Source organism: Streptomyces sp. C1-1 (assembly GCF_050214755.1).
GTDB lineage: Bacteria > Actinomycetota > Actinomycetes > Streptomycetales > Streptomycetaceae > Streptomyces.
The window spans coordinates 5,571,369-5,586,293 of the sequence record NZ_CP189826.1; the positions used below are offsets into that span (position 1 = coordinate 5,571,369).

Consider the following 14,925-nt stretch of genomic DNA (forward strand, 5'->3'; position numbering starts at 1 on the left):
CGGGCGCCTCCAGATCACAGGAGATTCAAATCTTTACCCAAGTTGTTCCTTGTGTTGGTGCTTCTTCGAAAGTATCCGGACAGGACCGTGAACTTTCCGGTCGTCCCAACCCCCCATGTCGTGAGGGAACTTGATGAGAAGAAGCGCAGCCGTGCTGTGCGGCACGGCCGTCGTCCTCGCCGGATCGGTCACGGCCGTTCCCGCCGAGGCCAGCACCTCGTCCTCCGCCCCCTCCTTCCAGCCGGCGAAGGTCACCTGGAAGAAGTGCGGCACGGACGACTCGCCGACCCTGCAGTGCGGGACGGTGAAGGTGCCCCTCGACTACGCCAAGCCGCAGGGCCGGAAGGCAACCCTGGCCCTGACCCGGGTGCCGCACACCGCCACCAAGTTCCAGGGCCCGCTGCTGGTCAACCCCGGCGGCCCCGGCGGCAGCGGTCTGAGCCTCGCCGGCTTCGTCGCCTCCTCGCTGCCCAAGGCGGTCGCGGCCCAGTACGACGTCATAGGCTTCGACCCTCGGGGCGTCGGCCAGAGCAAGCCCGCCCTCGACTGCAAGCCGGGCTACTTCAACCCCGTCCGCCCGGCCAGCGTCCCCAGCAGCCCGGCCATCGAGAAGGCCAACCTGGAGCGCGCCAAGTCCTTCGCCGCCGCCTGCGGCCGCAAGTACGCGGACGTGCTGCCGTACATCAACACCATCAGCGCCGTGAAGGACATGGACTCGATCCGCAAGTCCGTCGGCGCCAAGAAGATCAACTACTTCGGCTACTCCTACGGCACCTACCTCGGCCAGGTCTACGCCAAGCTCTTCCCGCACCAGGTGCGCCGCCTGGTCCTGGACTCGATCGTCGACCCCGACGGGGTCTGGTACGACGACAACATCGGCCAGGACTACGCCTTCGACGCCCGCCACAAGGCGCTCATGGCGTGGATCGCCAAGTACGACTCGACGTACAAGCTCGGTACCGACCCGGCCAAGATCGAGGCCAAGTGGTACGCGATGCAGGCCGAGCTCGCCAAGACGCCCGCGGGCGGCAAGGTGGGCGCCGCGGAGCTGGAGGACACCTTCCTGCCCGGCGGCTACTACAACGGCTACTGGCCCTACCTGGCCCAGGCGTTCGCCGCGTACGTCAACGACCACAACTCCGCTCCGCTGGTGACGGCGTACCAGAACTTCGCCGCGATCGACGCCTCCGGCGACAACGGCTACAGCGTCTACGCCGCCGTGCAGTGCCGGGACGTGTCCTGGCCGCGGGACTGGAAGCAGTGGGAGAAGGACAACTGGGCGGTGTACGCCAAGGCGCCCTTCAACGCCTGGAACAACGCCTGGTACAACGCGCCGTGCGCCTTCTGGCCCACCAAGTCCCTGAAGCCGGTGAACGTCGCCAACTCCAAGCTGCCGCCGGTGCTGCTGTTCCAGGCGACGAACGACGCGGCCACCCCGTACCAGGGCGGAGTCACCGTCCACCGCCTGCTCAAGCACTCCAGCCTTGTCGTCGAGCAGGGCGGTGGCAACCACGGCATCTCGCTGAGCGGCAACGCCTGCCTGGACAAGTACCTGGCGAAGTACCTGACCGACGGCACAGTCCCGCGGGGCCACGGCACGGCCGACGCGGTCTGCCAGAAGACGGCCGACCCCAAGCCGCTGACCACGGCGAAGTCCGCGCTGACGGCGCAGCAGCCGGCCGCCGGGGCACGCGGTGAGGCCCTGCACGGCCTGCTCGGCTTCCGCGGCTGAGCGGCACGCGAGGAAGCGGCACGCGAGAAGGGGCGCCCGGGGTTCGCCGGGCGCCCCTTCGTCGTCGTACGGGAAACCGCGGTTACAGCTTCTCGATGACGTAGTCGATGCACTTCGTCAGGGCCTCGACGTCCGCCGGGTCGATGGCCGGGAACATCGCGACGCGCAGCTGGTTGCGGCCCAGCTTGCGGTAGGGCTCGGTGTCGACGATGCCGTTGGCGCGCAGCACCTTGGCGACGGCGGCAGCGTCGACCTCGTCCGTGAAGTCGATCGTGCCGATGACCTGGGAGCGCTTGGCCGGGTCGGTGACGAACGGCGTCGCGAACTTCACGTCCTCCGCCCAGCCGTACAGCGTGCGCGCGGAGGTGGCGGTGCGGCGCACCGAGAAGTCCAGGCCGCCCTGGCCGTTGAGCCACTCCAGCTGCTGGTTCAGCAGGAACAGGGTGGCGAGCGCCGGGGTGTTGTACGTCTGGTTCTTGCGGGAGTTGTCGATCGCCGTCGGCAGCGAGAAGAACTCCGGGACGTGGCGGCCGGAGGCGTGGATCCGCTCGGCGCGCTCGATCGCGGCGGGGGAGAAGACGCCGATCCACAGGCCGCCGTCGGAGGCGAAGGACTTCTGCGGGGCGAAGTAGTAGACGTCCGTCTCGGCGACGTCCACCGGCAGGCCGCCGGCGCCGGAGGTGGCGTCGACCAGGACCAGGGCGCCCTCGTCGGCGCCGGCCACGCGCTTGATCGGCATGGCGACACCGGTGGAGGTCTCGTTGTGCGTGAAGGCGTAGACGTCCACGCCCGCCTCGGCCCGCGGCTCCGGGTGGGTGCCGGGGTCGGAGGCGATCACGGTCGGCTCGGCCAGCCACGGGGCCAGCTTGGCGGCCTTGGCGAACTTGGAGCTGAACTCGCCGAAGTTGAGGTGCTGGGACTTGTTCTCGATCAGCCCGTGCGTCGCGACGTCCCAGAAGGCCGTCGAGCCGCCGTTGCCGAGGATCACCTCGTAGCCCTCGGGCAGGGAGAACAGCTCGGAGATGCCCTCACGGACCTTGCCAACCAGGTTCTTCACCGGAGCCTGGCGGTGGGAGGTCCCCATGAGGGACGTACCGGTGGCGGCCAGCGCGTCCAGCGCTTCCGTCCGCACCTTGGAGGGGCCCGCGCCGAAACGACCGTCGGCGGGCTTGATGTCAGCGGGAATCTGGATCTCAGCCACGAGCCGGAGCGTATCCCCTCGGCGAAACCGCACGGAAACGTGTCCGTTCGATGAGACGAGTGCTCCGGACCGTGGACTCGTCGTGATCTACGAAGCCGTGAGGCGCACCGGCAGCTCGAACAGGTCGTTCTGGGTCACCACCGGCTTGTTGCGCAGTTCGGTGGCGGGTACGGCCAGGTCGAGGTCCGGGAAGCGGCCGTACAGGGCGGGCAGCGCGACCCCGGCCTCCAGGCGGGACAGGGCGGCGCCGGGACAGACGTGGGGGCCGTGACCGAAGCTGATGTGACGGTTGTGCGAGGTCCGGGTGATGTCGAAGTCCCCGGCGGTCGGGCCGTGCGCCTCCTCGTCGCGGCCGATGGCGGCGTACGACACGATCAGCGCGTCGCCCGCCGGGAGGACCCTGTCGCCGACCCGGACGTCCTCGGTCGCGAAGCGGATCAGGACGTGGGACGTGGGGGTGGAGTGGCGCAGGGTCTCCTCGGTCACCCGGGACCAGTCGGCCGCGCCCGACAGCACCAGGGACCGCTGCTCCGGATGGAGTGACAGCTGGACCACCGCGTTGACGATGAGCGAGATGGTCGTCTCATGTCCGGCCGCGACCATCAGCTGGAGCGTGGAGACGATCTCCTCGTCGGTGAGGTGATCGCCGTTCTCCGAGGCCAGGATCAGCGCCGAGGTGAGGTCGCCGCCCGGCTCGGCGCGCTTGGCGGCGACCGTGTCGGCCATGATGCCGGCGAGCTCGGTGAGGGTGGCGACGACCTCGGCCGGTGGTGTCTGGGTGGAGAAGAACTTCTCGAAGAGCTCCTTCAGGCGGGGCAGGAGTGCCTGGTCGATGCCCATGAGGTCGGCGACGACGTACATGGGCAGCGGGTGGGCGAACGCGGCCTTCAGGTCGACGACACCGTCGGTGGCCCGCGCGGCGAGGTCGTCGAGGAGCCGCTCGGTCAGTTCCGTGATCCGGCCCCGCATCTCCTCCACCCGGCGCGGGGTGAGCGCCTGGGCGACCAGCGCGCGCATCCGCCGGTGGTCGGCGCCGTCCACGGTGAGCATGGAGCGGCCGGGGTTGGCGAGGCCGATGAGCGGCCAGTCCGGCGGAATCTCGCCGCGCCGCCAGGCGCCCCAGACGCCGATGTCCTTCACCAGACGCGGATCGGTGAGCAGCCTCTTGGCCTCGGCGTGCCGGGTGACCGCCCAGACGGGCACGCCACCGGGCAGCTCCACCGCGGCCAACGGCCCCGCCGCGCGCAGCCGCGCGCTCTCGCCGTCCAGATCGGTCACGAAGGGATCGAGCGCGATACGCGTCTCCCCCGCACGGGTCTGTGCAACACCGGTCGTGGTCATACGGGCCTCCTGGCCGGGGTGTCGGCGTGGGGTCAGAGCGTGGGGACGGGGGCGAAGCGGACCGGCAGCCGGGAGAGGCCTCTCAGCCAGGGCGAGGGGCGACGGGTCAGGGACTCGGCGGGGACGGCCAGGTCGATGTCGGGCAGGCGGTCCAGTACGACCTCGATGCCGGTGCGCGCGATGACCTCGGCGATCTCCTGCGCCGGGAAGGGGCACCGGTGCTCGCCGTGCCCGAAGGAGAAGTGCGCGCCGTTGCCGCCGGTGAGCGCGGAGCCGTCGGTGCGCACCTGCGGGTCGGAGTTGGCGCCCTGCAGCCCGAGCAGCAGCAGGTCACCGGCCCGGATGCGGCGCCCGCCGAGCTGGGTGTCGCGGGCGGCCCAGCGGCCGGCCACGTTCTGCGTGGGCGCGTCCTCCCACAGCACCTCGTTCATGGCGTCGGCGACGCTGTTGCGACCGCCGAAGAGGGAGGCCGCGAAACGGTCGTCGGTCAGCATCAGGCGCAGCGAGTTGCCGATCCAGTCGGCCGTCGGCTGATGGCCGGCCGCCATCATCACCATCAGGTCCTGGACGATCTCCTCCTCACCGAAGCCCGAGCGGTTCGCGAGCATCCTCGACACCACGTCGTCGGCGGGACGGGCCCTGCGCTCGGCCACCAGCCGGGCCATGGAGCCGGCCAGGTGGGTCTGCCCGGCGAGCGCCCTCTCGCGGCCGTCGATCATGTCGTTCAGCGCGGCCACCAGGCCCGGCCCCTGCTCGTCGGGGAAGCCGAAGAGCCGGGCCAGGACGCGCACCGGCAGCAGCATGGCGTACTCGGTGACGACGTCCGCCTCGCCCCGCCCGCACACCGCGTCGATGAGTTCGTCGGCGAACTTCTCCGCGTGGCCGCGCAGTTCGGAAGGGGCGACGGCCTCCAGCGCGTCGCTGATCATCGCGGCGCGCTCGCGGTGGCGTTCACCGACGGTGTAGAGGATCGACGGCTGCCCGCGGCCGATCATCGGCAGCAGAGGCCAGTCGGCGGGGATGCGGTCCCACTGGTTCCACAGCCCGGAGTCCCGGCTGAACAGCACCGGATCGCCGGTGACCTGGTGCAGCTCGCGATAGCCCAGCACCAGCCAGGCCGGTACGCCGCCGTCGAGCACGACCGGGGTGACGGCACCGTGCTCGCGCCGCATCTCGCGGTACAGCCGGGCCGGTTCGGTCTGGAACCTGGGCCCACCGAGCGGTACGGGGACGGTCGCACCCGCGGGGGTGCGGGCGTCAGAGGTTGCGGAGTCCAACGAGCACCTGTTCCAGGACGTCGGGGTCGATGACGGCGGCCTTCTTCGGGTGGCGGGCACTGACGCGGCCCGCCGCGAGGAGGTCGGAGAGGAGGATCTTGGTGATGCTGACGGGGAGACTCAACTCGGCCGCCAACTCCACCACGGCGACGGGGAGCCGGGCCGCGCGCAGGATCGTCACGTGCTCCGACTGCATGCCGGGTGCCGGATCGCACTCGGCGACCACGAGGGTCACCAGGTCGAAGGGGCTGTCCGGCGCGGAGCGGGCGCGGCCCTGGGTGAGGGTGTAGAGGCGGTCGGGTGAGTCGTCCCTGCCGGGGCGGCTCATGAGTTCCGGGGCTGTGCGGTCAGATGCGGGCCGAGCTGTTCCACGAGTTCGCTCATGTGGTGCCCGACGAGTCCCGCGTCCGTGTCCTCCTCCGTGAGGACGGCCAGATGCGCGCCGTCGCCCGCCTCCACGATGTACAGCACCCCGCCGTGGAACTCGGTCATCGCCGACCGTATGCCGCCGCTGCCGTCCCCGAACTCCATGGACGCGCCGTGCGCCAGCGACTGGATCCCGGCGGCGATCGCGGCGAGCTGGTCGGCCCGGTCGACGGTGAGTTCCGGCGTCCGGCACAGCTTCAGCCCGTCCCGCGACAGCACGAGCGCGTGCCGCGCCCCCGGGGTGCGCTCCAGCAGCCCCTCGATGAGCCAGGTGAGCTTCTCGTCGACGGTGGTCGTGCCGGTGCCGATGCCGGTCATGAGGTGGCGTTGCCTTCCGGGTGGGGGCGGGAGGTGCTGGTCGGGTCGGGGGTGTCTGCGTGGGTGGCCCGGCTGCCGGGGGCGGGTGCCGGGGCCGCGGGGGTGGCGGTGTCCTCCGCCGGGGCGGACCCCAGGTCGGAGAGCGAGCCGCGTACGGCCCGCTGGAAGCTGCTGAAGCGGGCGGCGCGGGCCAGCGGGTCGTCCAGGGAGACGACGGCGGGGCGCGGCGGCTCGTCGTCGGCACGCGCCTGGGTGCGCCCCCGGTCCCGCTCGGTCTGCACGGCACGCGCGCGTACCCGCTCCTGCTCGACCTCCGCGAGCGCGCGGCCGCGGTGCCGCTGGGGGAGGCCGTCGGGCAGGGAGTCCGCGCCCCGGTCGGAGGAGTCGTGGCTGGGGAGGAGGCTCTGGTCGTCCGTGGCGGGGCCGTGGTGGGTCTCCGCGGAGACGAGCGACGGGGAACCGCCGGCTCCCGGCCACTCCTCGCCGTACGGAACCAGGGCCGCACCGCCGCTCCACGCCCCCTCGCCTCGGGAAGCACCCTCGAACCAGGGCCAGTTGGGCGACTCGACGCCGGTGGGCCCGGTCAGCTCGCCGTCGCCCCACTCCGCGCCCTCGACCGGACGCCCCGTCGGGGGTTCCGCAGGGGGTTCCGCCGGGGGTTCCGGGAGGGCGAGCGGGGTGGGCGCGGGTGCGGCGGGCTGTTCCGGTACGAGGATGTCCTGCGGTACCAGCATGAGCACCCCGGTGCCGCCGCGGGCGGACGGGCGGTAGGAGACCTTCAGGCCGTACTTGAGGGCGAGGCGGCCGACGACCGCGAGGCCGAGGCGGGTGCCGGTGAGGCCGCCCAGTCCGCCGAGGTCGCCGGAGACGGCGCGCTCGGCGCGACGCAGCTGCACGTCGCCCATGACCAGCCCGCTGTCCTCGACGGACAGGATGACCCCGGCCGGCACCTCCTCGACGTAGACGTGCACCTCGGCAGTCGGCGGCGAGAAGTTGGCCGCGTTGTCGAGGAGTTCGGCGAGCGCGTGCATGACGCCCTCGGCGGCGTGTCCGGCGACCGCGGCCTCGCACGCGGAGTGCACGCGCACCCGCCGGTAGCCGCTGATCCGCCCCATCGCGCCCCGCAGGATCGACTCCATGCCGATGGGACGGGCCCACCGGCGCCCGGAGCGCGCGCCCGCGAGGACGGCGACGGAGTCCGCGAGCCGGCCCGCCTGTGCGGTGCGGTGGTCGAGGTGGAGCAGATCGGCGAGGACGTCCTCGTCCTCGTGCCGTTCCTCCATGGCGCGCAGGTCGGCGAGCATCCCGGTGGCCAGGGCCTGCATGCGGCCGGCCGCGTTGGCGGTCGCGGAGATCGCGGCGGTCCGCTCCTGGTCGGCCCTCCTGGCCCGTTCGGCGAGATCGGCGTGCTCGGCGGTCAGCCGCGCCCGCTCCTCGCCGATCGCTGCGGCCGACCGGGCACGCTCCTGGGCGAGTTCTGCGGCGTACCGGGCCCGCTCCCGGGTCAGCTCCTCCGTCAGCCGCACCCGTTCCTGGTCGAACTCCGCGCTCTGCCGGATCCGGTCCTGCAGCAGCCGCCCGGTGTCCGCGGTGACGGCCTCCAGCCGACGGCGGGTGATCCGGGCCGTCCGCACGGAGTGGGTGGCCACGGTGACGGCCACGCACAACAGCAGGGCCCCGGCGCCGGCGCCGAGGGCGAGCGGCACGCGCTGCGCCTGGGGGGTCCTGGCGACCGCGCCGGCCACCGCGAGGGCGGCCAGTACGGCGGTGAGCAGGGGGACGGGCGCGAGGGAGCGCAGGGAGGGACGTTCGCCGGGCTGGAGGGGGGCGGTCATGAGTCGGGTCCTCGGTCGGGGGTCCTCGGTGGGGGTCCTCGGTCGTCCTTGTCCGTGCCGTGAGCCTGTCCATCTCCTGAGCGACTAGAGACACCTGGTGCTCAACTGGCGGTCACTATATGGGAGTTCGTGATCGAATTGGGAAGGTTCGGAATCCGTTCACAGTTTCTGTCCCCCCATCGGTGAGAGTCCGGTGGACAGAGTCGTCGTCACTGTCGGTGGTCGGATGCATGCTGGGGGCATGACGGATCTCGAGGCGGAGCTGCGGCGGGCCGTCCGGGGTGAGGTCGGTTTCGACGTCATGTCCCGGGCGCTGACGACGATGGACGCGTCGAACTACCGGCGCGTCCCGCTGGGGGTGGTCGCGCCCCGCGACGCCGACGACGTGGCGGCCGCGCTGGCGGTGTGCCGGGAGCGCGGGGTGCCGGTCGTGGCGCGCGGCGGGGGCACGTCGATCGCGGGACAGGCGACCGGCACCGGAGTCGTACTGGACTTCACCCGTCATATGAACCGCCTGGTGGCCCTCGACCCCGAGGCGCGCACGGCCGTGGTCCAGCCAGGTCTCGTCCTGGACCGCCTCCAGGAGGCCGCCGCCCCGCACGGCCTGCGCTTCGGCCCCGACCCCTCCACGCACAGCCGCTGCACGCTCGGCGGAATGATCGGCAACAACTCGTGCGGCTCCCACTCGGTGGCCTGGGGGACGACGGCGGACAGCGTGCGGGAGCTGGACGTGGTCACCGCGCGTGGCGAGCGGCTGCGGCTCGGGCGGGAGTGGGCCGGGGCGCCGGAGGGCCTGCGGGCGCTGGTGGAGGCGGAGTTGGCGCGGCTGCGGACCGGCTACCCGGAGCTGCCCCGCCGCATCTCCGGCTACGCGCTGGACGCGCTGCTGCCGGAGCGGGGCGCCGACGTCGCCCGTTCCTTCTGCGGCAGCGAGGGCACCCTCGGGGTGCTCACGGAGGCGGTCGTACGACTCGTCGGGGCACCCCGCGCGCGGGCGCTGGCCGTGCTGGGTTACGCGGACGAGAGCGCGGCCGCCGAGGCCGCGGCGGGACTGCTGCCGTACCGGCCGCTCACGGTGGAGGGGATGGCCGCGGACCTGGTCCCCCCGGCGTCGGCCGGGCTGCCCAGGGGCGGCGCGTGGCTGTTCGTGGAGGCGGGCGGGGAGTCGGCGGGCGAGGCACGCGCGCGTGCGGAGGCGATCGTGCGGGCGGCCGACGTCCTGGACTCGCTGATCGTGACCGACCCGGCCGGGCAGCGGGCACTGTGGCGGATCCGCGAGGACGCGAGCGGTACGGCGACCCGGATGCCGGACGGCAGCGAGGCGTGGCCCGGCTGGGAGGACTGCGCGGTGCCGCCCGCGCGGCTCGGCGCGTATCTGCGGGAGTTCCGGGGGCTGCTGACGGGACACGGCCTGCGCGGGACGCCCTACGGCCACTTCGGGGACGGCTGCATCCACGTCCGCATCGACTTCGACCTCCTGACCGATGCGGGCGTCGCCCGTTTCCGGCGCTTCTCGGAGGAGCTGGCCGAACTCGTCGTGGCCCACGGTGGATCGCTCTCCGGCGAACACGGGGACGGACAGGCGCGGGCGGAGCTGCTGCCGAAGATGTACGGCCCCGAACTGGTCGCCCTCTTCGAGCGGGCGAAGGCCCTCTGGGATCCCGACGACCTCCTCAACCCGGGGATGCTGGTCCGCCCCGCGCCCCTCGACGGCAACCTCCGCTTCTCCGTCCTGCCGCGCGAGCCGGTCGACGTGGCCTTCGGCTACCCCGCGGACGGCGGCGACTTCTCGGCCGCGGTACGGCGCTGCGTGGGAGTCGCCAAGTGCCGTACGACCTCCGCCGCCGGCGCGTCCGTCATGTGCCCCTCCTTCCGGGCGACCGGCGCGGAGGAGCACTCCACGCGCGGGCGGGCCCGGCTGCTGCACGAGATGCTGGCCGGTGAGGTGATCACCGACGGCTGGCGGTCGACGGAGGTGCGGGACGCGCTGGATCTGTGCCTGTCCTGCAAGGGGTGCCGTTCCGACTGCCCGGTCGAGGTCGACATGGCCACGTACAAGGCGGAGTTCCTGCACCACCACTACGAGGGGCGGCGCCGCCCGGCCGCGCACTACAGCATGGGGTGGCTGCCGTTGTGGCTGCGCTGGGTGACGCGGACCCGGACGGCGGGCCTGGTCAACGCGCTCGCCTCGGTGGGCCCGCTGGCGGCGCTCGCCAAGCGGCTGGGCGGGATCGCGCCCGAGCGGGGGCTGCCGCGGATCGCGCCGGAGACGTTCAGCCGGTGGTGGCGGCGCAGGACCGTGGAACAGGCGCGGCGGATGATGGCCGACTGGAAGCAGCGGGGCGGCCCGGTCGACGCCCGGCACCTGCACGACACCGACGGCCCCGAGTCCGCCGACGGGGTCACGGACGACACCGACGACACCGACGACACCGACGACTTCCCGCTCGTCGTCGCCCTGTGGCCCGACACCTTCACCGAGCACTTCGCGCCGGAGGTGGGGAAGGCGGCCCTGCGGGTGCTGGAGGCGGCCGGGCTGGTGGTGATGCAGACGCCGTGGATGAAGTGGAAGGCGGAGGTGGAGCAGACGCCCGACGGTGAGACATGGGGGTACAGCGCGAACCCGCTGACCTCCCGCGGCGTCCGCGTCTGCTGCGGGCTGACGTACCTCTCGACAGGTCAACTCGACCGCGCACGGCAGGTGTTGCGTCGCACCCTGGACCTGCTGGACCTCTTCCTGGACCCACGGCTGGGCGAGAGCGTCCCGGCGTTCGTCGTCCTGGAGCCGAGCTGCGCCGCGGCCCTGCGCACGGACCTGCCGGAGCTGCTGCACGACGACCCGCGCGCGGCCCGTCTGGCCGCCGCGGTCGTCACCTTCGCGGAGGCGCTGGAGCGATACGCCCCCGACTGGTCCCCGCCCGCCCTCGACCGCCCCGTCACCGGCCAGACCCACTGCCACCAGCACGCGGTCCTCGGCGACGCCCCCGACCGCCGCCTGCGCGAGGCCGCCGGCCTCACCGGCGAACTGACCGGCGGCTGCTGCGGTCTAGCGGGCAACTTCGGCTTCGAGAAAGGCCACTTCGAGGTCTCGGCGGCCTGCGCGCAGGAGCGGCTGCTGCCCGCCGTCCGTGAGGCCCCGGAGGGAACCGTGGTGCTGGCGGACGGCTTCTCGTGCCGGACCCAGCTGGAGCAGCTCGCGGGAGTGCGGGCCCGGCACCTCGCGCAGGTGCTCGCCGAGGGGCTCGACTGACGTCCCTTCAAAAGGTTCCTCTCAGGTTCATAAGAGAACTCTCAGGTTCAGCGGGCGCTCCAAGGATTCTCCAAGGTATTCACAGCGCCTGCTTGCCATTACAGTGCCGACTTTGCCGTTGCTTGAGTTGTGGGGCGTGTAGGTTCATCGGTGTCGGGGAGCCGGACGCGGAATTCCCGAACCACTGAACTGCGAAACACTAGGAGTCGGAATGAGCCTCAAGAAGCTCGCCCCGCTGCCCCCGAAGCCCAAGAAGCAGCTTCCCCCGCCGCCGCCGAAGCCGAAGAAGAAGCACCCCAAGCCCCCGGTGCCGAAGCCGATCCCCGGCGGCGACGACAACTGAGTGAGTTCTGAGAGGGCCGACGGTATTCCGTCGGTCCTCTCTGCTTGCGAATGCGTCGACTTTCGCGCAGTCAATTCTCGCGACCGAAAAGCGGAGGGAATGTGAAATGGATATGGATGAGGATGACGAGGAGTACGAGTACGGCACTCCCACCATTCCGGCCCGTACCGCGTTCCGCCGTTTCTGGCCGCTGACCGGAGGGCTGCGCCGCTGGCTGCTGCTGGTCTGGGCGTGCACCGTGCTCGCCGCGCTCGCCGAGACCGAGGCGATCCTGGTCTTCAGCGACCTGACCGACAACGCCCTGCAGAAGGGATCACTGGCCGCCTTCTGGGGGCCGGCCGCGAAGTGGCTGGCGGTCGCGGTCGTCGGCGCGGTCGTCGCCTACGCGGGCAACTCCCTCGCCGCCTGGGTCACCGAACGCTTCGTGATGAGACTGCGCGAGCACGTCTTCGACCACGTACAGCAGTTGCCCCCGCACTTCTTCCAACGCCACCGCCAGGGCGACCTGTTGTCCCGGCTGACCAGTGACGTCGAGGCGATCGAGACCATGGTCGTCTCCGGTCTCGTCGGCGCCGCGTCCGCCGCCTTCTCCGCCCTCTTCTACGCGGCCGCCGCCTTCTGGCTGCGCTGGGACCTGGCCGCCGCCACCTTCGTCCTTGCCCCCCTCTTCTGGCTGGCGGCCTGCCGGTTCTCCGGCTCCATCAAGGACGTGTCGAGGGACGGCCGGGTCGCCGACGGCGCGATCACCTCCGTCGTCGAGGAGTCCCTGTCCAACATCGTGCTCACCCAGGCGTACGACCGGCGGGACGCCGAACGCCGGCGGCTGGGCGAGGAGGCCAACGCCTGGTTCCGTGCCTCGGTCCGCTCCACCCGCCTCAACGAGGCGTACCAGCAGCTCGTCGCCGTCATCGAGACGGTCTGCGTGCTCGCCGTGATCGGCATCGGCGCCTGGGAGATCTCCACCGGCCGGATGACCCTGGGCCAGCTGCTGGCCTTCTCCGCCTTCCTCGGCTACCTCTACCCCCCGGTCCGGGGTCTCGCCCAGCTCGGTCTGACGGTCACCGCCGCGACCGCCGGCGCCGAGCGGCTCATCGAGATCCTGGACGTCCGCCCCTCGGTCGCCGACCCCCGCCACGCCACCGCGACCGGCCGCCCCGACGGCACCGTCGAGGTCCGTGACGTCTCCTTCACCTACCCCGGCGCCGACACCGTCGCCCTGCAGGGCCTGTCCTTCACCGTCGCCCCCGGCGAGCTGGTGATCGTCACCGGCCCGAGCGGCGCCGGCAAGTCCACGGTCTCCAAACTCCTGCTGCGCTTCTACGACCCGGACGCGGGCGACGTGCTCCTGGACGGCGTCCCGGTCAGGGACCTCCCCCTCGCCCGGCTGCGCGAGTACGTCACGCTCCTGCCGCAGGAGACGCTCGTCCTGCACGACACCGTCCGCGCCAACATCGCCTGCGGCCGTCCCGGCGCCAGCGACCACGCGATCGAGGAGGCGGCGCGGGCGGCGGACGCGCACGACTTCATCGTCCGGCTCCCCGACGGCTACGACACCCGGGTCGACCCCAACTCGGCCCGGCTCTCCGGCGGCCAGCTCCAGCGCCTCGCCATCGCGCGGGCGATCCTGCGCGACTCCCCGGTCCTCGTGCTGGACGAGCCCACGACCGGCCTCGACGCCATGGCCGCCCGCCGGGTGGTCAAGCCGCTGCGCCGCCTGATGGCGGGCCGCACGACCATCATGATCACCCACGACCTCAACCTCAACCTCGCCCCCGACGCCGACCGCATCCTGGTCGTCGACCGGGGCCGGATCGTGGAGACCGGCCGGCACGAGGAGCTGCTCGCACGGGGCGGGGCGTACTCCCGTCTGCACCGCTCCCAGAACAACGCGGTGATGGACACGGGCGAGCTGCGCATGCCCCTGTTCGTGGAACAGCAGCCGGCCGCGGACCAGGCGCAGACGGTCTACCAGTACGAGGGATACGGCACCTGGCAGGAGCCGGCGTACCCCTACGGGCAGGCCGCCCCCGACCGGTACGCCCACGACCAGTACGCCCACAGCGCGGTCCCCATGACCCTCGACGACGGGCGCCCCCTCTTCCGGGACGAGGAACGCTGGCCCGGCATCTGAGGTCCACCATGCGGTACAGCCGCATAACAGGTTTACGGGCCTGACAAAGGCCATTAGCCTGGACTCGGCAGTACATCACGCTGAACGAAACCCGAGCCGAGCACCCTGGACCGCCCGTGACCAGCACCAGCACGACCACCCCCGCAGCGTCGCAGGCCGTCGCCGGTCCGCCGCGTCCGAGCGGCTCCCTCGGCCCGGTCGGCCTGGTGCTGGCGGGCGGCGTCTCGGTGCAGTTCGGTGCCGCGGTCGCGGTGAACCTGATGCCGAGGGCCGGTGCGCTGGGCGTGGTGACGCTGCGGCTGCTCGCGGCCGCCGTCGTGCTGCTGCTGTTCTGCCGCCCCCGGTTGCGCGGCCACTCCCGGGCCGACTGGGGCACGGTGATCGTCTTCGGCGTCACCCTGGGCGCGATGAACGGCCTCTTCTACCAGGCCCTCGTCCGCATCCCGCTGGGCGCCGCGGTCACCCTGGAGGTCCTCGGCCCGCTGGCCCTGTCGGTGCTGGCCTCCCGGCGGGCGCTCAACGCACTGTGGGCCGCCCTCGCCCTCGCCGGTGTCTTCCTTCTCGGCGGCGGAGGCTTCGGCGACCTCGACCTCGTCGGCGTGGCCTTCGCGCTCGGCGCGGGTGCCATGTGGGCGACGTACATCGTCTTCAGCGCGCGTACGGGGCAACGGTTCCCGCAGGCCGACGGGCTGGCGCTGGCCATGGCGGTGGGGGCGCTGCTCGTCCTCCCGCTGGGCATCGCCGAATCGGGGTCGAAGCTGTTCGACCCGGTGACCGTCGGGCTCGGCGCGGCGGTCGCGATCATGTCCTCGGTGCTGCCGTACACCCTCGAACTCCTGGCGCTGCGCCGGCTGCCCGCCTCCACCTTCGCCGTCCTGATGAGCCTGGAGCCGGCCCTCGCGGCCGCGGCCGGCTTCCTCGTCCTCGGGCAGACCCTGTCCGCGCTCCAGGTCGCGGCGATCGCCCTGGTCATCGCGGCGAGCATGGGGGCGGTCCGGACGCAGGTGGGGCGCGGCAGGGCGAAGGTGCCGGCGGCGGCGCCCGAAGCCTGACGCCCACCGGCGGGGTGGC

At 72.3% G+C, this 14,925-nt stretch carries 11 protein-coding genes; 5 read left to right on the forward strand and 6 right to left on the reverse strand.

Translation table 11 applies throughout. The features are described 5' to 3' along the window. Nucleotides 1-133: 133 nt before the first annotated feature. On the forward strand, nt 134-1,732 hold the full coding sequence (locus ACQF4J_RS25590; protein WP_351560778.1) for an alpha/beta hydrolase: 1,599 nt from the start codon (nt 134-136) through the stop codon (nt 1,730-1,732). 82 nt (nt 1,733-1,814) lie between these two features. Here the strand turns inward: ACQF4J_RS25590 and serC are convergent, their stop codons facing one another. The 6 genes from serC to ACQF4J_RS25620 form a co-directional block, all read right to left on the reverse strand. Next, nucleotides 1,815-2,933, reverse strand: coding sequence for a phosphoserine transaminase (gene serC, locus ACQF4J_RS25595; RefSeq protein ID WP_351799014.1), 1,119 nt, complete (start codon nt 2,931-2,933; stop codon nt 1,815-1,817). A gap of 87 nt (nt 2,934-3,020) precedes the next feature. Continuing rightward, nucleotides 3,021-4,274 carry a cytochrome P450 family protein gene (locus ACQF4J_RS25600; protein ID WP_351560782.1) on the reverse strand — a complete coding sequence of 418 codons (1,254 nt, stop codon included), beginning with the start codon at nt 4,272-4,274 and terminating at the stop codon, nt 3,021-3,023. 32 nt (nt 4,275-4,306) lie between these two features. Then, a complete protein-coding gene (locus ACQF4J_RS25605; protein WP_351799012.1) occupies nt 4,307-5,551 on the reverse strand; it encodes a cytochrome P450 in 1,245 nt (414 codons plus the stop codon). Continuing rightward, complete coding sequence (locus tag ACQF4J_RS25610) at nt 5,532-5,879, reverse strand: DUF742 domain-containing protein (protein ID WP_351560785.1); 348 nt, start codon at nt 5,877-5,879, stop codon at nt 5,532-5,534. Before ACQF4J_RS25610 ends, ACQF4J_RS25605 begins: the two co-directional genes overlap by 20 nt. After that, the gene (locus tag ACQF4J_RS25615; RefSeq protein ID WP_351560787.1) at nt 5,876-6,295 is read right to left on the reverse strand and encodes a roadblock/LC7 domain-containing protein; all 420 of its coding nucleotides are present in this window, start codon (nt 6,293-6,295) and stop codon (nt 5,876-5,878) included. Before ACQF4J_RS25615 ends, ACQF4J_RS25610 begins: the two co-directional genes overlap by 4 nt. Further along, nucleotides 6,292-8,130, reverse strand: a complete 1,839-nt coding sequence (locus ACQF4J_RS25620) for an ATP-binding protein (protein ID WP_351560789.1) — start codon at nt 8,128-8,130, stop codon at nt 6,292-6,294. The genes ACQF4J_RS25615 and ACQF4J_RS25620 overlap by 4 nt, the downstream gene beginning before the upstream one ends. A 241-nt stretch (nt 8,131-8,371) precedes the next feature. Between ACQF4J_RS25620 and ACQF4J_RS25625 the strand changes: the two genes are divergently transcribed. The 4 genes from ACQF4J_RS25625 (at nt 8,372) to ACQF4J_RS25640 (ending at nt 14,906) form a co-directional block, all read left to right on the forward strand. Further along, nucleotides 8,372-11,380, forward strand: a complete 3,009-nt coding sequence (locus ACQF4J_RS25625; protein WP_427166864.1) for an FAD-binding and (Fe-S)-binding domain-containing protein — start codon at nt 8,372-8,374, stop codon at nt 11,378-11,380. A 211-nt stretch (nt 11,381-11,591) separates the two neighbouring features. Then, the gene (locus tag ACQF4J_RS25630; protein ID WP_385236369.1) at nt 11,592-11,723 is read left to right on the forward strand and encodes a hypothetical protein; all 132 of its coding nucleotides are present in this window, start codon (nt 11,592-11,594) and stop codon (nt 11,721-11,723) included. 112 nt (nt 11,724-11,835) lie between these two features. Beyond that, nucleotides 11,836-13,854 (forward strand): ABC transporter ATP-binding protein, encoded by a 2,019-nt coding sequence (locus ACQF4J_RS25635; protein ID WP_427166865.1) that lies wholly within the window; start codon nt 11,836-11,838, stop codon nt 13,852-13,854. A 116-nt stretch (nt 13,855-13,970) separates the two neighbouring features. Continuing rightward, nucleotides 13,971-14,906, forward strand: a complete 936-nt coding sequence (locus ACQF4J_RS25640) for an EamA family transporter (protein ID WP_351560797.1) — start codon at nt 13,971-13,973, stop codon at nt 14,904-14,906. Nucleotides 14,907-14,925: the final 19 nt, after the last annotated feature.